The organism is Acinetobacter sp. Li1LvA2 (genome assembly GCF_056156705.1).
Genome location: NZ_JBSICF010000008.1, coordinates 40269 through 62052, shown reverse-complemented (window position 1 = coordinate 62052; position 21784 = coordinate 40269). Strand labels below are relative to the sequence as shown.

General features: G+C 34.0%; 20 protein-coding genes. All 20 read right to left on the bottom strand.

All coding sequences use genetic code 11. From position 1 onward, the window contains the following. Positions 1-115: 115 nt before the first annotated feature. Complete coding sequence (gene galU / locus ACS604_RS15390; RefSeq protein WP_151964444.1) at positions 116-991, bottom strand: UTP--glucose-1-phosphate uridylyltransferase GalU; 876 nt, start codon at positions 989-991, stop codon at positions 116-118. Between the two features lie 11 nt (positions 992-1002). Beyond that, on the bottom strand, positions 1003-2877 hold the full coding sequence (locus tag ACS604_RS15385) for a polysaccharide biosynthesis protein (RefSeq protein ID WP_474772163.1): 1875 nt from the start codon (positions 2875-2877) through the stop codon (positions 1003-1005). A gap of 209 nt (positions 2878-3086) precedes the next feature. Then, on the bottom strand, positions 3087-3620 hold the full coding sequence (locus tag ACS604_RS15380) for a PglD-related sugar-binding protein (RefSeq protein ID WP_474772162.1): 534 nt from the start codon (positions 3618-3620) through the stop codon (positions 3087-3089). Beyond that, positions 3613-4629, bottom strand: a complete 1017-nt coding sequence (locus tag ACS604_RS15375) for an MraY family glycosyltransferase (protein WP_474772160.1) — start codon at positions 4627-4629, stop codon at positions 3613-3615. Before ACS604_RS15375 ends, ACS604_RS15380 begins: the two co-directional genes overlap by 8 nt. Positions 4630-4632: 3 nt before the next feature. Beyond that, positions 4633-5592 (bottom strand): NAD-dependent epimerase/dehydratase family protein, encoded by a 960-nt coding sequence (locus tag ACS604_RS15370; protein ID WP_474772159.1) that lies wholly within the window; start codon positions 5590-5592, stop codon positions 4633-4635. 1 nt (position 5593) lies between these two features. After that, a complete protein-coding gene (locus ACS604_RS15365) occupies positions 5594-6787 on the bottom strand; it encodes a glycosyltransferase family 4 protein (protein ID WP_474772158.1) in 1194 nt (397 codons plus the stop codon). A gap of 11 nt (positions 6788-6798) precedes the next feature. Then, positions 6799-7929, bottom strand: a complete 1131-nt coding sequence (gene wecB, locus ACS604_RS15360) for a non-hydrolyzing UDP-N-acetylglucosamine 2-epimerase (protein WP_474772156.1) — start codon at positions 7927-7929, stop codon at positions 6799-6801. A 12-nt stretch (positions 7930-7941) separates the two neighbouring features. Next, positions 7942-9051, bottom strand: a complete 1110-nt coding sequence (wbjC, locus tag ACS604_RS15355) for a UDP-2-acetamido-2,6-beta-L-arabino-hexul-4-ose reductase (RefSeq protein WP_474772155.1) — start codon at positions 9049-9051, stop codon at positions 7942-7944. A gap of 2 nt (positions 9052-9053) precedes the next feature. Continuing rightward, a complete protein-coding gene (locus ACS604_RS15350; protein WP_474772154.1) occupies positions 9054-10088 on the bottom strand; it encodes a polysaccharide biosynthesis protein in 1035 nt (344 codons plus the stop codon). Next, on the bottom strand, positions 10081-11208 hold the full coding sequence (locus ACS604_RS15345) for a glycosyltransferase (RefSeq protein WP_474772153.1): 1128 nt from the start codon (positions 11206-11208) through the stop codon (positions 10081-10083). The genes ACS604_RS15350 and ACS604_RS15345 overlap by 8 nt, the downstream gene beginning before the upstream one ends. A gap of 112 nt (positions 11209-11320) precedes the next feature. Beyond that, a complete protein-coding gene (locus ACS604_RS15340) occupies positions 11321-12337 on the bottom strand; it encodes an O-antigen polymerase (RefSeq protein ID WP_474772151.1) in 1017 nt (338 codons plus the stop codon). 303 nt (positions 12338-12640) lie between these two features. Continuing rightward, positions 12641-13837: an oligosaccharide flippase family protein gene (locus ACS604_RS15335; RefSeq protein WP_474772150.1), complete on the bottom strand. Its 1197-nt coding sequence runs from the start codon at positions 13835-13837 to the stop codon at positions 12641-12643. After that, entirely contained in the window at positions 13830-15410 is a 1581-nt protein-coding gene (locus ACS604_RS15330; protein ID WP_474772149.1) for a capsular polysaccharide export protein, LipB/KpsS family, read from the bottom strand. The genes ACS604_RS15335 and ACS604_RS15330 overlap by 8 nt, the downstream gene beginning before the upstream one ends. Before the next feature lie 18 nt (positions 15411-15428). Continuing rightward, on the bottom strand, positions 15429-16199 hold the full coding sequence (locus ACS604_RS15325) for an oxidoreductase (protein WP_474772148.1): 771 nt from the start codon (positions 16197-16199) through the stop codon (positions 15429-15431). Positions 16200-16202: 3 nt separating this feature from the next. Further along, on the bottom strand, positions 16203-16889 hold the full coding sequence (locus ACS604_RS15320; protein WP_474772147.1) for an acylneuraminate cytidylyltransferase family protein: 687 nt from the start codon (positions 16887-16889) through the stop codon (positions 16203-16205). A 10-nt stretch (positions 16890-16899) separates the two neighbouring features. Next, positions 16900-17871 carry a Gfo/Idh/MocA family protein gene (locus tag ACS604_RS15315; RefSeq protein ID WP_474772146.1) on the bottom strand — a complete coding sequence of 324 codons (972 nt, stop codon included), beginning with the start codon at positions 17869-17871 and terminating at the stop codon, positions 16900-16902. Between the two features lies 1 nt (position 17872). Next, a complete protein-coding gene (locus ACS604_RS15310; protein ID WP_474772144.1) occupies positions 17873-18928 on the bottom strand; it encodes a nucleotidyltransferase family protein in 1056 nt (351 codons plus the stop codon). Continuing rightward, positions 18921-19562: a PglD-related sugar-binding protein gene (locus ACS604_RS15305; protein WP_192836870.1), complete on the bottom strand. Its 642-nt coding sequence runs from the start codon at positions 19560-19562 to the stop codon at positions 18921-18923. The genes ACS604_RS15310 and ACS604_RS15305 overlap by 8 nt, the downstream gene beginning before the upstream one ends. Next, entirely contained in the window at positions 19563-20657 is a 1095-nt protein-coding gene (locus tag ACS604_RS15300; protein WP_474772143.1) for an N-acetylneuraminate synthase family protein, read from the bottom strand. Continuing rightward, positions 20647-21783, bottom strand: coding sequence for a UDP-N-acetylglucosamine 2-epimerase (neuC, locus tag ACS604_RS15295; RefSeq protein ID WP_474772142.1), 1137 nt, complete (start codon positions 21781-21783; stop codon positions 20647-20649). Before neuC ends, ACS604_RS15300 begins: the two co-directional genes overlap by 11 nt. Position 21784 lies beyond the last annotated feature (1 nt).

Genomic DNA, 21784 nt, shown 5'->3' with positions numbered 1-21784 from the left:
CACACCTGATTTTTTCGTATTTTATAGAATTCTCTTCCCTTTACAGGAAGAGAATATACTGCCCAGCTGCTATATTCAGCAGTTTTTACAAATACTTAAGCAGAACTACAAAACTTTATAATTTAAGTTCTTGAATCAGCTGTTTAAATTCTAATCCTAACTTAGGGTGTGCAACACCATAGTGTAGTACAGCTTTCAAATAACCGAGCTTACTTCCACAGTCAAAAGTTTGGCCTTGCATCCGATAGGCTTCAACGGTATCTGTTTCTTGAAGCATCGCAATTGCATCAGTTAACTGAATTTCATTGCCCGCGCCTTTCGGAGTATTTTCTAAAAGCTGCATAATCTTAGCAGGTAAAATATAACGTCCTACGACAGATAAATTAGAAGGTGCAGAACCTATAGCAGGTTTTTCGATAATTCCCTGCATAGCAATACTTTCACCCTCATTCGGGCTCTGCTTTACATCAACAATTCCATACTGATCTACAAGATGGTCTGGTACTGCTTCAACCATGATTTGAGCAGCTTGACTTGACTCATAGCGTGAAATCATACGTGATAGATCATTCTGTCCTGAATTATCTTGCACCAAGACATCTGGCAACAACACAGCAAAGTCATCTTGCCCAACAATACTTTTTGCACATAAAACAGCATGCCCTAAACCCAAAGGTTGGGGTTGTCTTACACTTACCACACTTACATGAGATGGAATAATCTGCGTAATTTCTTCAAGTAAATCGAACTTTTTCTTTTGCTCTAGAGTCGTTTCTAGTTCAAAGTTTCGATCAAAATAATTTTCAATTGATGCCTTAGATGAATGGGTTACCAAAATAATTTGCTCAATTCCAGCCTCTACAGCTTCACGCACTACATATTCAATTGCAGGACGATCAACCACTGTAACCATTTCTTTGGGAATTGACTTACTTGCTGGTAAAAAACGTGTACCTAATCCAGCTACCGGTAAAACTGCCTTTTTAATCACACATTCACTCTCTAATTAACCATAATATCTTTACTACGTTTATAACCATCAACATAGTGTTCGAGTTGACAAAGAGCCCAATCAATATCTTTTTGAATAGCAGTCATATTATTAACTCGATCAAAAACTTCTTGAATTTCAGTGAGTGGATAGAACTTTTCAAATGATCGAAGAATTCTACTGTGCTCGGTATATTCAGTATTTTCTTGATCAATTAATAATTCTTCGTAAAGTTTTTCTCCTGGGCGTAATCCACTATAGTGAATTTCGATATCGCCTTGAATTGAGTCTTGTTCACGAACAGTTAAACCACTTAAAGAAATCATTTGTCGAGCTAAATCCTGAATACGAACAGGTTCACCCATATCAAGTAAAAACACATCACCACCTCTACCTAGAGCACCAGCTTGAATAACTAACTGAGATGCTTCAGGAATGGTCATGAAGTAGCGTGTTACATCTGGATGAGTCACAGTAATCGGACCACCTTTGGCAATTTGTTGTTTAAATAAAGGCACTACTGAGCCAGAAGATCCTAATACATTACCAAAACGTACAATACTAATTTGAGTTTGTTTTTGAGCTTCAGCCATGGCTTGACAGTAAAGCTCTGCCATACGTTTTGAAGCACCCATGACATTAGTTGGACGTACTGCTTTATCAGTCGAGATGAGAACGAACGTCTCAACCCCCTTTTTCACAGCTGCATTTAAACTATTCGCTGTCCCAATAGCATTGTTTTTTAATCCTGCAATTGGATTACATTCTACTAAAGGTACATGCTTATAGGCAGCAGCATGATAAACAGTTTGTACACTGTATTGCTCAATAATACGCTCTAATTTTTGTTGATCTTGAACTGTACCTAAAATAGGTACGATTTCACATTGTGCTGTTAAGCGTAATTCTTTTTCTATACTATAAAGAGCAAATTCTGTAATTTCATAAATGATCAGCATTTTTGGCTGATTCTTAACAATTTGACGGCATAATTCTGAACCAATAGAACCGCCCGCTCCGGTTACCATGACGACCTTATTTCGAATATTTTTTGCTAGTAAATGCTCTACAGGGGGTACAGGATCACGTCCCAGCAAGTCAATAATGTCTACTTCACGAATATCTGCGACTTTAAGCTCACCATCAACAAGTTGAGTAAGGCCAGGAAGTTCAGTAATTTTAAGGCGGGCTGAGTCTAGTTGCTGGATAATTTCACTCTTACGTACGCGGCCCGCTGAGGGTAATGCCAGTAAAATTTCATCTATTCTAAACTTTTCAAAACGTTGTAAAGCTTTCTCTAAAGATAGTACTTTTAAACCGCCAACCATATGATCTTGTAAAGATGGATTATCATCAATAAAGAAAACAGGTAAATGATCACCTGAACGATAAAGGACTGCTGCAATTTGCTGCCCCGCATCACCTGCCCCATAAATTACTACACGTTTACGCTCTTCACTCGTTTGCAATGTAGCTTTCACAATAAAACGAATAAATGCACGACCACACCAAACCCAGCTGAACATCAAAAAACCAAACATTAAAGGGATTGAAGTAGGAATAAATGCTGGAGAAAAAATATTCATGCCATATAGAACTATTACCATCAATGCAACAGCAATGGCTAACTGAGCAATAAAAGCTTCATTAAAAGTTCGGACAATAAATCGATAAACTCCAGTTATCATTAGGCTTAAAATAGCAACAATTGTGACAATTGCTACGCCGTAATTGATACCTGGAATAACTTCTGCACCGAGGTCGAATAAACGAAGGGCATAACAAAACCACAAAATAACAGGAACAGCAAAAAGGTCTATAAGAACCAAAAAACATTGTTTCGCAAGTCTTGGTGCTGATGCGAATTGATAGATAATCTTTTTCACAATACTCTTCTAATCGTTCTAGTAACCGTGCGATATTTATACTCATTTCTTGTATAACTAGAAACAAGTTTTACGCATTCGTTACATAATGTATATCAAACCATTATTACTAAATCTGTAGCACTTTACTCCCTATAAAGTCTTATCAACCGTCGGGATTATAAAGTTATACACGTTTACATCTTTTGTTCTCTAAACAAGAAATATCATCACATCAAGTGAGAAATCACACTACCAGCAGGTAAAAATGATAAGGAGTCTATCTTCTTATCTCCGACGACTTTAACACCTACACTAAGATGTGCAAATTCACCAATATGAGTATCATGATCAATTGATGAAGCCATATTTATAATTGCTCCATCACCTATTCTCACATCAAATCCCACTACACAACCAGCCATAATGGTTACTCCATCACCTATTACCACGTTAGAACTTACAATGGCTGATGGATGAACAACTGTAGCAATAGGTACTGATAACTTTTCTAATAGTTGGAACCATTTTTGTCTGAGCTGATTATTTCCTACAGCAGGAATTGCTGCAGAAATATCGGATAGTATATCTTGAATTTTATCTATATTCGTAACAATTGGAAAACCCGCTATATCTGTTCTTTGAGGCCAACTATCATCTGCAAATACTATTTTTTTCCATTTGCCCGATAAGAGAGCAGCCTCTGCAACAGATTTACCATGCCCACCTGCACCTAAAATTAATAAGACATTCTTTTTAAGCATTTTCAGTTTTTCCGGCACCAAAGAATACAGCAATTAAAATTAGAGGGAGGTAAGCTATAAACAATAATAACTCTGGCATCAATACTTTTTGCGATGCGAGATAGGCTATTGGCAGAAGCCAGAATATATTAATTAACAACACACCAATCGTCACTGTAGTATGGCTATTATATTTACGTGAAGCGTATTGATAAGCATGAGATCTGTGCGCATCATACATTTTATGCCCATTAATCACACGACGGATTAATGTAAAAGTGGCATCTACAATAAATACGCCTAGACATATGATCCATGCACAAAATAAAGCCGGATCTGTTTTTAAGGAAATTAAAGCCAAAATACCTAAAATTAATCCAAGGAACCCACTGCCAGCATCTCCCATAAAAATACGAGCTTTAGGAAAATTCCATAAAACAAAGCCAAATACGCTTGCCGCGAAAATAAATAATAATTCACTAGATAACTGCGTATCCAATAATAAATAAATAAAAGCTAAGCTTAATAAAGTAGTAATTGCTTCAACACTAGCAATTCCATTAATCCCATCCATGAAATTATATAAATTGAGTAGCCATACAAGGAAAAGTATCGCAATAATATTTGCAAACCACCCTAAATGTAAGCTGCCATTAAATAGAGTAACGTCAGAAAAACCGCCTAGGAACGAAACCACGCCTATTGCAATAAGAAAGTGAATAGCTAAACGAAGCATCGAATTGATATGACCATGATCATCAAGAAACCCTAGAACCGCCACACCCAATCCAGCCGCAACTAAAATTAAACCCGTAGTTAATTGTAGTTGATGGCTAATCATCAAACCCACTAAAACTAATAAGAAAGTGATAACAATAGATACACCCCCACCACGCGGTGTTGGGACTGTATGCGAACTTCTTTCATTTGGATTATCAATAATATTTTTCTTCAATGCGTAATGGCGCATGTAGCCTGTAAGCAAGAATGAAATTAAAAAAGTAGCTAATATTACCCAAATTATCAGCATAAGTTACTCACTTCTCTCAAGATATATTTTCCCGGTTTTTTCTAAAGCATCGTACCCATTAATTGGAGGGGTCCAATTTAATAAATTATGCGCTTTTGAAGCATCAACTTCTAAAGATAAGAATAATTGCTCATACAACTTACTTTTACCGATACAACTAGCCCCTATCTTCATAAGAAATTGAGGGATATAAATTAAGTTCGCCTTTCGCCCCATACCTTTTCTTAGTGAAATCACAAGTTGTTGGGTAGATAGAACCTCATTATCTGAAATTAAAAATAATTCATTTTTTGCTTGAGGATGCTCAATACAAGCTTCGATAAATGAAACTAGATTTTCTAAAGCAACAAAAGAGCGCCTATTATTGAGGAAAGCAAAAGGTAAAGGTAGATTCGTTGAAGCAAGTTTAAGTAATCGAGCAAAGTTGCCAGGAGCATCAGCAGCATATACTAATGGCGGCCTAATTATGACAAGCTCAGTATTTGTATTCTCAAATAATTCTTTTAATGCTTGCTCCGCTTCCAGCTTAGAAATTGCATAATCGGCATGAGGTTGCGGTGGATCTAATTCATCAAAAGCTTTTTTATCTGTTACAGCTCCATTCACACCAATTGAACTAATGAAAATAAACCGTTTAACCTGATTTTCTAATGCCTGTCGAGCGAGTTGCAATGTACCATCGACATTTACGGCTCTAAATTGTTCTAAAGGATTTTGCACATTATCATTTAGTATGTGTGCTCTTCCTGCTAAATGTATGATCACATCAATGTCAGTAGGAATAGGCGTTGAAAAAACATTTTCTTCAGAAATCGCTACTAACTGCTCAACCATGTCAGGTAATGTATGCAAATGTCGTCTATTTAAAGCATATATCTTTTGGTATTTATTACTCAGATTGAGTGAACGGATTAAAGATTTACCGACAAAACCAGATGAACCTGTAACTAAAATATTTTTCATATTACGATTCCACAATGTCAGCAAAATTTTGCAGTAACTTATCCTGATGATAATGATCTTGTAAAATTTGACGTGGTGATTTAGACAATGTATTTAGCTTATTTTCGCAAATTTCATCAATTAAAGATGCCAAACTAATTGGATCATTTGGCTGGCATACCCAACCAATATTATGTTCTTTAACCATATTAGCCACTTCTGCATCTTCTTCCATAATAGCTAAAATTGGTCTATCAGCAGCCATAGTAAAATAGGCCTTACTAGGAACACCGAGGCCAAGCATGCCTTCTGCTAAAGTCACGATAGCAATATCACATGAGCTCAAACCTAAACTTCGCTGTTGGGCAGCTAACTCTCCAATATAAGCAACTTTATTTTTATTATTCTCGCCTTCAGCAACCTCTTTTACCAACCGAGCATCATTTCCACCACCAATAAATAAGAATTTAGCAGCTGGATGTTTACTTAAATTTATTGCGGCTAATAAATTAGAGATGCCTTGGACACGCCCCATGTTTCCAAAAAATTGAAAAACTATATTTTCGTTCCACCCCAGTGAGCTAATAATTGAAGACTGTTGTTTCTGTCTAACATCTATTTCAGTGAAATCTACCCAGTTCGGAATCACTGTAATATTATCGCTACCCGTTTTTTGTCTCATTAAGTTTTTCATATCACGGCCAATCACGATCAGATGATCGGCTCTAGAATAGATACGATTAAAAATAAAATTCATTATTTTAAATAAAACAGAATTTTTCTTTAAAATTCCTGCGGGAACTAAATTCTCAGGAAAAACATCATGAACGAGCAAATACCATTTAAATGGAATGAATACCCTTAAAAAAGCTAATAAAACTAGGAGAAAAAGTGGGTTTGTTCCAGAAACAACAACCTTGTCCTTAGCTAAGTTTTTTAACAAAATCTTAAAAAAACCAAAAGTTTGCTGTAATTGACCCAGCAATCGCTTAAGTAAATTATTTTTATCATAAGAAGCATGTAAAAATAATAAGAAGCCAATATTGCTACAGAACTTTTTCTGTATTTCCTCACGATCTCCTGAATAAGGCGCTATAACAGATAACTGCTCAACCCCATCGGATTGAGCAAGTTTCTGTATAATCTTATACCAAAAGTATCCTGTAGAATTTTGATCAGGATCAATAAACTCTGAAACAACCAACACTTTTTTCACAGTTTATAACCTTAAAATTGTTTCCAGATTACTCTATTTACATAATCTGTGTAGCTCATAATAATACGAACCACTTTTTCACTTACGTTCGGCATACTGTAGTCTTCAACTAGACGTAAAAGGCGTTCCTCACCTCTAGATTGTCCTTCTAAAATTGCCAAACCTTGTAAAATACGTTCCGCTTTTAAACCTACCATCATTACAGCAGCTTCTTCCATTCCTTCTGGACGTTCATGTGCTTGACGTAAGTTAAGTGCCGGAAAGTTTAAAATTGATGATTCTTCGTTAATTGTTCCGCTATCAGACAACGCAGCTTTTGCTGAAAGCTGTAACTTGTTGTAGTCACTAAAACCAAGTGGTTTTAATAATTGAATTAAAGGATGAAATTCAACATTTAACTCTTCAATACGCTTACGCGTACGTGGATGTGTCGATACAATTACTGGATATTTATATTTCTCTGCAACTGCATTTAACATCTCTACCAAATCTAAGAAGTTTTGATCTGAGTTAATATTTTCTTCACGGTGAGCACTCACAATAAAATATTCATACTCTTTTAAATTTAAGCGTTCAAGTACGTCAGAAGCTTCAATTTTTGCTTTGTAATGATGGAGCACCTCAAACATTGGACTACCCGATTTGATTACTAAATCAGCTGGCAAACCTTCCGCTAATAAATAATCGCGAGCAATCGTACTGTAAGTTAAATTAATATCAGCAGTATGATCAACAATTCGGCGGTTAATTTCTTCAGGAACTCGCATATCAAAACAACGGTTTCCAGCTTCCATGTGGAAAGTTGGAATCTTGCGGCGTTTTGCAGGTAATACAGCCATACAGCTGTTAGTATCACCTAAAACGAGTAAAGCTTCAGGCTTTACCTCATCTAAAATCTTATCAACTGCAATAATTACATTACCAATCGTTTCTGCACCTGTCGCACCAGCTGCATTTAAGAAATGATCAGGTTTACGAATACCCAAATCAGTAAAGAAAATTTCATTCAACTCATAGTCATAGTTTTGACCTGTATGAACAATAACATGATCAAAATATTCATCACACGCAGCCATTACGCGAGACAAACGGATAATTTCTGGACGTGTTCCCACGACTGTCATTAATTTTAACTTTTTCACAAATCTCTACTCTTAATTTGTTATTGGCATCGCATAAGTATCTGGCTTATCACGATCAAAAATTTCATTTGCCCATAGCATTACTACCATCTCATCCTCACCGATGTTAGTAATATCATGTGTCCAACCCGGTACGGTTTCTACAATTCGTGGTTCATCGCCTTGTGTTTCAAGCTCATAAAATTCGCCTGTCACGACATGCTTAAACTTAAATAGTGCCTTACCCTTAATAACAAGAAACTTTTCAGTTTTTGTATGGTGATAATGACCACCACGGGTAATTCCTGGATGAGCAGTAAAGTAAGAAAACTGTCCTGCATCTGGGGTTTTCAGCATTTCAACGAATACGCCGCGAGCATCACCATATTTTGGAACACTATAATCGAATTGCTCAGGCTTTAAGAAACTTAAATAAGTTGAATAAAGTGCACGAGTTAGCCCAGTTCCCACCCGATCTGTAATAAGCGTATCTCGAGATGCTTTAAAGCCATTTAAAACTTTAGCTAAGTCGCCTACTGTAATTTGATATTCAGGTTCAACTTGAAAAAATTGTTCAACCTGTTCTCCATTGATAATATTCCAGAATGTCTCAACTACATCATCGACATAAACAAGACGAATCACAGCATTTTCATCGTGAATTTGTAGCGGCAAGTCATTTGCAACGTTATGGCAAAAAGTCGCAACAGCTGAATTATAGTTAGGGCGTGACCACTTACCAAAAACGTTGGCTAAACGGCAAATATAAACTGGATTACCTTGTGCTTGATTAAGCGCTACAAGTGCCTGCTCACCACCTAACTTACTTTTACCATAAGGATTATCACGTTCAACTTGAATAGAAGACGATAAAATAACAGGCGTTTTCTTATTTGCTTGCTGCAAAATTTGAGTGATCTTTTCCGTTAAAGAGGTATTGCCTACAGCAAATTCTTCTTCATTTAAAGGGCGATTCACACCAGCCAAATGTACAATCCAATCAGCAGCTAAAACTGATTGTTCATACTCTTGATCTGTTGTTTCACGATGAGCTTTTAAAATCTCAATCTCAGGTTTTTCTGATAAAAATTGAATCAAGTTCTTTGCTATAAAGCCATTTGAACCTGTTACTAAGATCTTCATATTTATGCCTCTGGATCTACATATTGTCCTTTCGTTAAAGCTCTTACAAACTCTAACTTAAGTAATAATTTTTTCATTCCTTCAACATCTAATCGCTCAGTATTATGCGAGTTATAATCATCAAATTCTGTAATCTTTAGGTCACCATCTTCTACGTATTTCTCATAGTTAAGATCACGTTGATCTGCTGGTACTCGGAAATAGTCACCTTGGTCGATTGCAACAGCCATTTCTTCACGGCTTAGTAAAGCTTCATATGCTTTCTCACCATGGCGGGTTCCCATAATGGTAATAGGGTAATCTTTCTGGTTCAGTAATTCTTTTAATGCTTGAGCTAGGACTTCAATAGTTGCAGCAGGAGCTTTTTGTACAAAAATATCTCCATTTTCACCATGCTCAAAGGCATATAGAACTAAATCTACTGCATCTTCAAGTGTCATCATGAAACGAGTCATATTAGGATCGGTAATAGTTAATGGTTTACCTTTACGCATTTGATCAACAAATAAAGGAATTACCGATCCACGTGATGCCATTACATTACCGTATCTGGTACAGCTAATAACAATATCTAAATTTTCTAAATTTCTTGATTTAGCAACAATTACTTTTTCCATCATTGCTTTAGAAATACCCATTGCATTAATTGGGTAAACTGCTTTATCTGTACTTAAACATACTACGCGTTTAACACGGTTCTGAATTGCCGCTTCAAGTACATTTTCTGTTCCAATTACATTGGTTTTTACAGCTTCCATTGGGTGGAATTCGCAAGAAGGTACTTGCTTTAAAGCAGCTGCATGGTAAATATAATCCACACCACGAGTAGCATTTAAAACGCTATTGTAGTCACGAACATCACCAATATAGAATTTAAGCTTAGATGAGTGATATTTCTTACGCATATCATCTTGCTTTTTTTCATCACGGCTAAAAATACGGATTTCTTTAATATCTGTTTCTAAAAAACGCTTTAGAACAGCATTACCAAAAGATCCTGTACCACCAGTAATTAACAAAATTTTATCTTTAAACATATGAATTCTCGTCCTCATTTAAACAATTTTCAATAATCTGGGTATATTTAACTGCACGTTCTCTTGCAGTCGAAAAATTTTCAGCGTGTCTTTTTGCAGCTCTTAATTTGATATCTAATTCATTATTTTCATTATTTTCGATAAAATGATTAATCACAGCTGCTGCAGAATCTGGAGCAGTTGGGTCAAAATAAAATGCGAAGTCTAAGCAGACATCTTTTATAAAACCTCTATCTGAAGCAAATAAGGGCTTTTCCATAATCATAGCTTCTAAAGGAGTTGCAGAGAAACATTCTAAGAGACTAGGAAATATAATTGCATCCATTTTTTCATAAAAATTTGGACACTCATTTACCTTCAATGGGCCTACATTAATAATATTTTCCTGAAAGTTAGAGGATTTATTCGCCCACTCCTCTTCATTAAAAGTCACATAAAAATCAACGTCTTTCTGATGTTTCTTTCTCAACGCCTCTTTTACTTGAGGTAAGAAATTTGTATTTTTATGAAAATAATCTCGACTGATTAACCCAATTTTAAATTTATTAGAAGTTTTAATATTAACTTCTTCCCATTTCTCAGGAGAAAAATATACATTTGAGACAGTATTATAGACTACAAAAATATTATCTTTTTTAAATATATCCAACTCAACCAATTGGTTCTTAACATGTTCAAGCTCGACAATAAAGAAATCGGATCTTTTAAAAAATATTTTTTGTAAAAAATATTTTATTTTTAACTTAATTTTTTCACTAAATGATAAAAGATTATAACACTCATTATCTGGATAAATAATCCAAGCTTGAGCAAAACCAACTAGATTTATTCCTTTTATGCTATAATAACAAGGTCCAAAAATAGTAAAAACAAGATCATAATTATCAAATAATCCTAAATTATTTTTATAGTTTTTTAAACCAAAAATATTATATACATTATAGTTTTTAAAAAAACTTTTTGTAGCTTGATTAATGTTTTTATCTACTTCAGTTGAAACAATGACATCAAAAGATTTGATGATATTATTTGACAGAAATGGCATCTCATTAATAAAAGAGCTAGCCACCTGCACACCACCGCCACTATGTAAATTAGCAGCATTAATTAATATCTTCATCATTTCACCTTGAAATAATAAACAAAAGACTAAAAACCAAATAAAATATTTCACTATTGGAATAAATTACTTGTAAGATTAAATAACTATTAGCTACTTCTAAAATTTGCATCTATATTTTTTCAGCAATTTTAAACGCAACAATTCCAGCTAACAAAAAAGAGAATGATGACATTAAATCACCTCTAAGCATGAAGAAGATAGCTGCACATAAAAATACACCTTTACAATAATTAAAATTAATATTGTCAACTTTACTTAAATATAATGAATCTACCTTTTTCATTAGGAAAGCTAAAAAGATAGAAAATATAATAAATCCTAAATATCCAAAATTAACGTAACCTTCTGCTATAAATGGCATTGATATATTATTAAATGCATAACCTAAATCTAATGATAATTGGTATCCACTTCCAAAAGGTTTGTCACTCCATAAGAAACGAGGAACAAAGAAAAATAAAGCACCTAAAAGCTGATATCCATGAGTTACAAAATCAACCCTCAATACCTCAACAAGATTTTGGTAGGCATCAAAATGTCCCTGATTAAAGAAAACAGCTTCTGGCAAAAATTTAATTTCTTGGCTAATAGAGAAATAGCGAAATTGATTTAAAAATGGAAAAACTATAATTATACTAAAAATAATAAGTAATGTAATATTAATGGATTTACGCAATAGAGGTACTATTGTTAACAATAAAGGTAAATATATAAATGCTACTAAAAACCGTGCTATACCAGTAGGAAAAGCACAAAGTAAAACAAAAACAAAAATTACTGCCGCTTTATAATATTTTTTTGCAACTAGATATCTCATTAAAACAAAGGCTGGCAGAAGTCTTGATAACATTACAAAAATAGAGAAAAATGGATTTACACTGGAATTATCAGATAGATCATCTTCAACTCCACGAAAGAATACCTTAGTTAAATTAAAATCAAAGGCATATAAAATAACAAACAAAGAAATAGAACAAGTTAAAATAGCAATCAAAAAATTAGGTTCTTTTAAAATTTTTAATTCTTTACTTCTAGAAATTGGAAATAATTTATAAAAAACAAAAACTAAAAAATTAAATAAAAATAGCATTATATTTGCAAAAATATAGTCAGAACTTGAAAACACATTATTCGACCAAAATATGACATTATTAGAATAGTTAATCCAAGGAATAAAAGACATGAAGAGAAGATTAAAAATATAGTAAAAAAGTATTGAATTGATATAATTTTTTAAACACAATCCAATGTAAATAACACAAAATAAAACATTAGCAAAAAAAGTCAAACCTACAATATTGAAGTTTAAATCCAATAAAAAAGGTAAAATTACAAAAGCTGTTATAAAGAATAAAATGAAAATAAAATTCTTAATACTTATAAGCATCACATACCAACCTATATAAATTTTCTTGCACTGTAAGTTATATCAGACATTCTCTTTTGCTCTATTAAATAGAATAAAGAAAATATATCCTAAAAAAACCAACCAACCAGTTGCCACTTTTGCATATAAATAATAATCTAATCCATAATTTAATTTAAATAAGAGAGGGTATGCATAATATAAGGCTAAAATAATACATATAACTAGATTTACTGTGACAATTTCTTTTCTTAAATCCAGCCCATTCATTACATGATAGTAGATTGCTGTCAGAGAAAAAGGAATAACGGCTAACGTTGCTATATGCATTTTTCCAGTTAAAAAACCATAATTAGTAAATCTTTGAACAAAGTAGTCCATACAAAAATTCGCAACAACCACCCCTAATACTGTAATACCAAGCGTAATTAATGTTTCTCGCAAAAATAATCTCTGACCTGCTTCGCAACTTTGTTTTATAATCTTAACAAACAACAGCTCAGCAACTGTTGCTGGTATAATCATTAATGCAGTAAAAGCAAACAAAATAATACTATAATGTCCTAACTCTTCCCTACCACTTGAATAATCAATAAAAAAGCGGTCCATTACTAAATATAGAAAAATCATTAGTGAGTTTATAAATAGCAAAAAAGATGGAAGTGCTATTTCTTTTATAACTTTTTTAATTCTTTCATATTTGATGAAATGAAAAAGCTCTCTCTCTCTATAAAACAAGATAAGACTAAAAAATAGATAAGAAAAAATTAAAGATATAAGATATACATTAAAATCTAATGTGTAAAAATATAGACCAATAGATATTAGAAGAGGTACTAACTGATTATAAAAAACCAGCTTTAACATTTTTGTTAAACTATTTGTAGCACGATAATAGGCTTTTACAATATTTCCTACCGCAATAAAAATACCGCTTGCTGTTAGTATTGAAACTACAATATCAGCGTCATTTAATACCACAGCCACTAAAAGAATAAATAAAGAGCCTAAAAAGGTAGTAAATAAAACTGTTGCAACTAAATATTTTTTTTCTTCATCTGAAGCTACAGGAATATATCTGTCTAGTGAAAATCTAGCACCCAAATGTGAGTAATCTACAAGTTGCTGCCAAGTTCTAGCAAGAGTCAAACTCCCCAACTGATATGAGCTTAAATACTTCATTAACAACAAGTTAAATATAATATTTAAAAACTGAATTGTATAATTCAGTACAATATATATCAGTCCTTTTTTAAACATGGCTATTTACTACGTCTTTTTTAATTTCATCATAGAAGCTATCTTTCATTGCTTCACCATTTTTGAAATTTTCAATAATTTCTTTATATTTACCTAAATAAACCTCTGAGTAAATCTCGCCTGGCATAATATGACTTTTTGGTAAAATTTTGGAATGACGTCTACTTTGAGCAACCATATAAAGTAAGACTAATGCTCTATTTATTGTTTCGTTATCTAGCCTATCAATTTTGGTAATATTATCTAAAACACTATAGTACTCTTCTACGGTATCTGGTTCTTTAGTTATACCAAATCCATAATAATAACCTTTACCTGCAGTTACTGCCGGTATACCAAGACAACTAAACTCTAAACCAGCTGTTCCTTTTGCTGTAACAATATAATCTGCAAAATTGACAATCGAATTTGTATTTAAGTTATTTGGTAAAATATAAATATTATCCAACTGATACTTTTCTAAGAGCTCTTCTACTGCTCCTTTTTCATTCCACATATATGAACTAGGGTGAGCTTTGACAAAAGTATTAACTTCTTTATTTTCGTTTAAATGAATAAGAGTTTTAACTAAGAAGTCATAATAATCATTAAATAATAAACCCTCTCCAACATGCGGCGCATCGGAAAAAGCATGAGACATTACCACAATATTTTTTTTGTTCTTATCTACTTTTGGAAATATCTCTTTTAACTCATCTAAGCTGTAAGTTTTTTTATTTAGAAATGCATTTTTAACATCTATTTGATCAATGTTTCCATTAAATCTATTTTCAACATAAGCTCTAGCTTCTGCCAAATATTCAGGTGATGATAATTTTTGATTAAAAAGCTCTATCGAAGGTTTAAGGAAATGTTCTTTTATATTTACAGATGAGTTATAGCATTTATACGCATAAATATCTTTTAAAAAGATAACATTTGTATTATTTGCTTTTTTTAACTGTCTAGGCAACATTCCAAATTCAGCATACACATTATGACTTGTAACTAAATATTTTGGCTTATATTTTCTAATTAAGTATTCATTATTATAAAAGGTCAAGAATGCTCGAAATATTAACCTATAATGCGTAAATTTAATTTGTTTAATAGTATAAGTATTTGGCTTAAATCTAATAAGAGTATCATAAATAAGCTCACCTACCTCAACACCCTTATGTTTAAGGTGAGCTAACTTATTGCCATCTTTATATAAAACAATTGTCTTTAATGTTGCAAATAAAGCGGGAATAAAAATGATTGGGTTTAGAAACCCTTTCCACCACATATAAAAATCATTGATACCAAATGATTTATAAATATGTGCTACATCATTACCTTCCTCATAAAACCCTCTTAAGAAGACAACAGGTTTAGCACCGGTTACTTCTTGCACAGCTTTACCTATTCTTGCTTTATCCATAATACTTGCTGGACAAGTAATCTGGCCCTCTATTAAGCAATAACTATTTTCAGAAACAGGAGTATTTTGTTTTTTCCAATACTGAGAGTTTAAATTAGTGAACTCATCTTCTATTTCGCTAGACTTATATGGCTTAACATAATTTACAATAGTCTTTAAAATATTAATCATTGTGGTGATCCTTAAAAATTAGAGACTAAAGCCATCATCTACAATAATATTTTGACCTGTTACATATCTGGATTGTTCAGAAAGTAAGAATAAAACTGAACCTATAATTTCTGTAACATCTAACATACCAGCTCCGTGGGTATGGCTCTTATATGCTTCTAAAAATGGTTCAGGTTGATGATCAAAGATACCACCTGGACTTACACAATTAATGCGGAATCGACTATCGTTGACATAAGCAACTGTGTATTTGTTTAAATGAAGTGTTGCTGATTTAATTGCAGCATACTCAACAGGCATCGTCATTTTCGTGTTGTTATAGATATCAAATTTTGGAGCAACTACTCCATAAATAGATGAAATATTCACAAGCGAAAAAGGAGTCTGGCATTGTGTAAAATATTTTGCACATTGCTGAGTGAACAAAAACATACTACCTAAATGTAGTGATAAGTTCTCATTAAAGCTTTCAAGGGTCACATCAAAAAAATGTGAACCATATGTCTTATTACGTGGATATGTTGTATTAACAGCTCCATCAATTTTAAGATCTGTTGAAAAAAATGACTTTACACTTGATTCATTTGTTATATCTAAGGAAACCAACGATAACTTTTCATTTGTAGGATTAACTCCTACACTACTTAATCGAGTTTCCATAGATTCAACGTTTATATCAGCTGCAATAACTTTTGCACCTTGTTCTAATATAGCCGCCACTAAACGCGTGCCTAATAACCCACCAGCACCAGCTACTAAAAAGGTTTTATTCTGTAATAAATTTTGCATCAATTATTCACCTTTAATAATAGCTTCAGCTAAACGAAAATCGTAAATATCATCGATATCTACGGCTCTTGCTTTTGGCACTTCAATACTCGCAACTTTTCCTGAAAATAAACCATAGTTATTCAGCACAAACTGTGGCGTTGTCGCATAGACTACTGTTGTAATATCAAAAACTTTAGGAGCATCTTGACGGCGTGACACCTCGCCCTCAGGTTGGTTTACAAGCTCAACAAAACCTGTCTCGTTGTGCTTAACCATATTAAAATATGGACTGCGGCTTGCTGGTGTAATTGCAATACAAATATCAGCTATCTCTGCTTGTCTTTTTAAAATCGCAGCTTCTACATCATCTTGACTACGTAATGGACTTGTTGCAGGCAAACTAACAAAACCATCAAATGAACCATAGTGCTCAGTTGCCCACTCAACGGCATGACGCCAAGACAACCATTCTGGACTTTGATCAGTTGCTAGTTCAGCAGGTCGCTCTATAAGAATTGCTCCACCTTCTATAGCGACTTGTGCAATAGCCTGATCATCTGTTGAAACAAAAACTTGTTCAATCAGATCCGATGCTAAAGCTGTATCAATTGAATATTGTAATAAAGGTTTACCTGCCAGTGGTTTAATATTTTTTCCTGGTAAACCCTTAGAGCCGCCTCTAGCAAAAATAAATGCAAAATTTCTCATATAAGCAGCCTCATTCTTTCGTCACAAATTCTTTCATCTCTACAATCAGACCAACTGTTCTTTCAGCTTCTTGTAGACTAATAGATTGGTTTGGCTGTCCGTTTATTTTTCTAATAAAATCGGTAACCATTTCTAAATACATTTGATTTTTATCCCACTCAGGGTCGCTATAAATTTCCTGTCGCTCTTTAGCCTTTATAAGCACAACTTCATTTCGAATTAAATCCCACTCAATACATCCTTCACTGCCAATAAAACGGCATTTACGATGTGCTTTACGCTGCAAAAAATCTAAGTGGATATTAACAACGGCTCCTTTCGCTGTTGTCATTAAAAGATCGGCATTATCCTCGACTTCTAAACCGAGCTCTTCTGAAGCACGTAAAACGACATATTTAGGAGTAAGCGAACCTAAAATCCATTGAGCATAATCTAACTCGTGACTTAGCTCTAATAGGACTCCTCCACCCAATTCAGTTTTAGCAGATACTGTTTCGCGATAATCCTTGGTAGGTCGCCAATCTGGTAAATACTGACCAATTTCAATAAATGCATTATATAAGTTTCCAATGACACCCTCTTGTATCATTTGCCTTACTTGCTGCGCTGAAGGTAAATAGCGCAAACAGTAACCTACTGCTACAGGTGTCTTATACTGGGCTTCTGCATCAATTAAAGCTTGAGCATCTGTCTGCGTAACTGAAACTGGTTTTTCTATTAATACAGGGATACCAGCTTTAATAAGTGGTATTGCATGTTGGGCATGAAAAGGAGCTGGTGAAGCAATTATTGCAAACTGAACTTGCAACTGAATAATTTCCTCAATACTTTCTGCTATATGATCACTATCAGTTACTGGCTCTTTAGGAATACGACCACTGGCAGACATCACTATTAATTTTGCTTCAGGAAAAAGCATTTTAAGGTTACGGCGATGTCGGGTAGCAATATTACCTAAACCAATAACAGCAATATTTTTCATATTATTCTAAACCCAACATATGAATATCTTTTTGCGCACGGTTATAATCTTCCATATGACCAATATCAAGCCAGTATTCATGTAAAGGATAACTTAAGACTTTATTTTTCTTTTCCATTTGCTGTTCTAGGATAGTCGGCATGCCAATAAACTGTGCATTAACTTGAGCCAACAATTCAGGTGAAATGACATAAATACCTGTATTAATATCAAAAAAGTAACTTGGCTTTTCAGTCATACTTTGTATTTCATTATCTTCTGAATTAACTACGCCATAAGGAATTTGATATTGGAACTCTCGCACACACATCGTTGCAATAGCTTCACGCTTCTCATGAAAATCCAATAACTTTTCAAAATTCATATTTGTTAATACATCACCATTAATCACAATGAATGGCAATTTAATATCTGATGCTGGTAATAAACTCAATGCACCGCCAGTTCCAAGCGGATCAGTTTCATGTACATATTGAATCTGTACGTCAAACTTCTCGCCATTACCAAAATGCTCATTAATCACTTCTGGTAAATAATGGGTAGAAATATAAAATTTGTAAAAGCCTTGATTTTTAAAGCTTGAGATAATGGTTTCTAGTAAAGGCTTACCACCAACAGGTAACATTGGTTTTGGACATGTATCTGTGAGTGGACGTAAACGTGTACCAAAACCACCAGCCATAATAAAAACGGGATTTTCTTTACGTTTTTTACGAATCAAATCATCAAGCGTAATAATATTAACTAGCTGATTATTTTTAATTACTGGTAATGCCAGATAACTTTTTTCACGCATGATCTCAAAAATCTGGCGGTTATTTAAGCTACCTTCTTCAATACTATAAGGATTCGTATGCATGATTGTTTCAACAGCTGCATGCACATCTTGGCCTTTTAAGAGACCTCTACGAATATCACCGTCTGTAATACTTCCGATCAATTGATTATGATCATCAACCACCAAAACAATTCTTAAAGCATATAAATCAAGAAGTTCTAATGCTTTCAGAATTGAATCATTTTTATGCAAAATTATTTTATTAACATCTCTAGTCACGATTTAATTCCTTAGCAGGTGATCCAATATAGACCTTATTCGGTTCCGTATGTTTCACAACCACAGCACCCGCACCTATAACGGAGTTTTCACCTAAATATTTCAATTGCTCTGGGCTTTTGCCCGGCAAAATAGCAGCATTTGTTCCAATGTAAGTGCCTTGCTTCAAATGAATACAACCAGACACATTAACACCTGGCATGACAGAAACGTAGTTTTCTAGAATACAGTCGTGCCCAATTGTGCTGTTAAAACTTACTATAATAAAATGACCAAAACGACATGAATTTGTAATTCGCGCTCCAGCCGCAATTACCACACCTTTACTATGTTCTAGCAACTCCCGAATGCCATACCCAAGTGATGATTGAGAATGGATCAAATTGGGATAAGGTAAATCGGGATAAGCTTCATATATTCTTTTACGAATCTTTGGATCAGCAACACCTATTGCATACACCGTATCCATTAATGTCGGAATCACTGATTCTGGCAAAATGGGGAAACCAAGTAGGGTGTCACCATCTTTGGCATTTCTTTCTAAAAAAAATATATGGCGATAGCCTTGATCTATTGCTAAATCTACTAGCTCTTTTGCAAAGCCACCTGAACCAAAAATCGCCAGTTTTTTCATTTAAATTTCAATAAAGTCGTTCTTTTTAAAGCTACGTTTTGCTTTTGTACCAACAACATCCCAATACTTATTTGGTTCTAAACAAACGCGACCTGCTCGTTTTGTTGTGACATTGTCAGAGGTTAAAAGCTCCCCTTCCGCAATATCGGTTTTCGCCACAATACTACGACGTACTAGATAATAGTTATCGCTTTCTTGCTCTAGCATAAATTTAATACCGTCGCCTAAAGCTGCATGTGTTTTATGCAAAATTTCAACATAATGCTTAAATTCATCCGGTTCCATTGATGCTGCATGGTCTGGGCCAGCCATCGTTTTATCTAATGTAATATGTTTCTCGAAAATTCGAGCACCAAGACTTACACCAATAACCGCTGCATATTCATCAAGCGTATGGTCAGAAAATCCTGTTGCCAAATCAAATACATTTTTTAAAGTTGAAATGGCTTTAAGATTGCTTTCTTCAAACAATGCCGGATATTGAGTCACACAGTGTAAAATAGAAACCTGTTCCTTCAACTGTTTACGTACTGAAATTTTAGAATAAGCTTCTCTAAATAACTGCTGAGACGGTCGAACATCTGTTCCCTTATCGATAACAAATGCAAATACTGATAAGGCTTGTTCAATATCACCCAAACTTGCCGTTCCTGTAGATAAAATGACATGTTTTTTTGAACATGCAATTTCATAGAGAAACGGTAAATTTGAAATATCAGCAGATGATACTTTTAAGTAAGGTACATCGATGTCATTCACCAAAAACTGCAAACTGTCAGAGTCAAACGGCGTTGAAATAAAAGTAATTTGATGTTCATCACAAAATTTCTGTATTTCTTCTGTTTGCTCATAAGTGAGCTCTAAACTTTTTACAAGCTCTAATTGGCTTTGACTAGAACCTGTATTTTCTTTTTGATAAGCAGCCATTTCAGTTTGATCAGATAACAAACTATCTGCTTTAAATGTTTGAAATTTAACAGCGTTCGCACCACAATCTTTGGCTTTTAAAATAAGCTCTTTTGCTAGTTCTACAGAGCCATTATGATTTACACCAATTTCTGCAATGACATAAATTTCGTCTTGATTAAAGATCATAAAATGGTGCCTTCTTTTTAAAATCCGTCGTTTTAATAAGTTCAATTATTTTCTGAGAAGTGTTGCCAAGCCCTAAAGGTGGAACAACTTGACTCAATTCATCATCTGGGAAATGAATTGCTTTTTGCAATGCTTCTAAAATTTCATTTTCGTCTAATTTAACATCAAGGATAGATTCACAACGCAAACGTCCTTTTTGACGATCACCAATATTTACTGTTGGAACCTGTAACGCTGGAGCTTCTGATAAGCCACTTGATGAGTTACCTACCATAGCTAAAGCATTTTTCAAAACACTTAAATAATTTTGAATACCAAAACTCTTTACAAGCAATACACGATCTGGCAACTGTGATTTTAAATCAAGCATTGCTTTCACAATGTTAGTATTACCATTGTCGGCATTTGGATAACTAAAGACAAAATTGACATCTTTTATTTGCTTAAGTGCATCAAATAAAGGCGCAACATTTTCTTCTAGTAAATTAGTTTCAGGATGGTAAGTAATCAGAAAATATGGTTTTGAAAAATTAAAATCATATAATTCGCTTAATTCTGCAATATTTTTAAATGTTGTACGTTGGATATGATCTAAACCTAGTGCACCAACATTAAATACCTTGTCTGGTTGCTCCCCTAACTGAATAATCCTTTTCTTATATTCTTCTGCCGCGGCAAAATGAATATTGGACATTTTGGTGATTGCATGACGAATTGATTCGTCATATGCACCTTCAGTGATTTCACCACCATGCAAATGTGCAACAGGTACATGCATGATTAAAGCAGCTTGGGTCACTGCCAAAGCTTCGAAACGGTCACCCAAAACAACTAATAAATCAGGTTGCATACGTTTCAATGCATCTGCAAATCCAAGTAAGCCAACCCCCATCGACTTCACAACAGCGGACGATGTATCCGATGACAGTAGCATTTCGACCGATTCGGTAATTTCGAAACCATCTTGAACAATAGTTTTCCAAGTTTCGCCATGCTCAGGTGAATAATGCATAGCCGTAGCTAGAATTTGCAACTCCAGCTCTGGATCTTGCTGAATATCTCGCATTAACCAATACAGCAAACCATATTCAGCTCGAGTCCCTGTAAAAACGGCTATTTTTTTCATT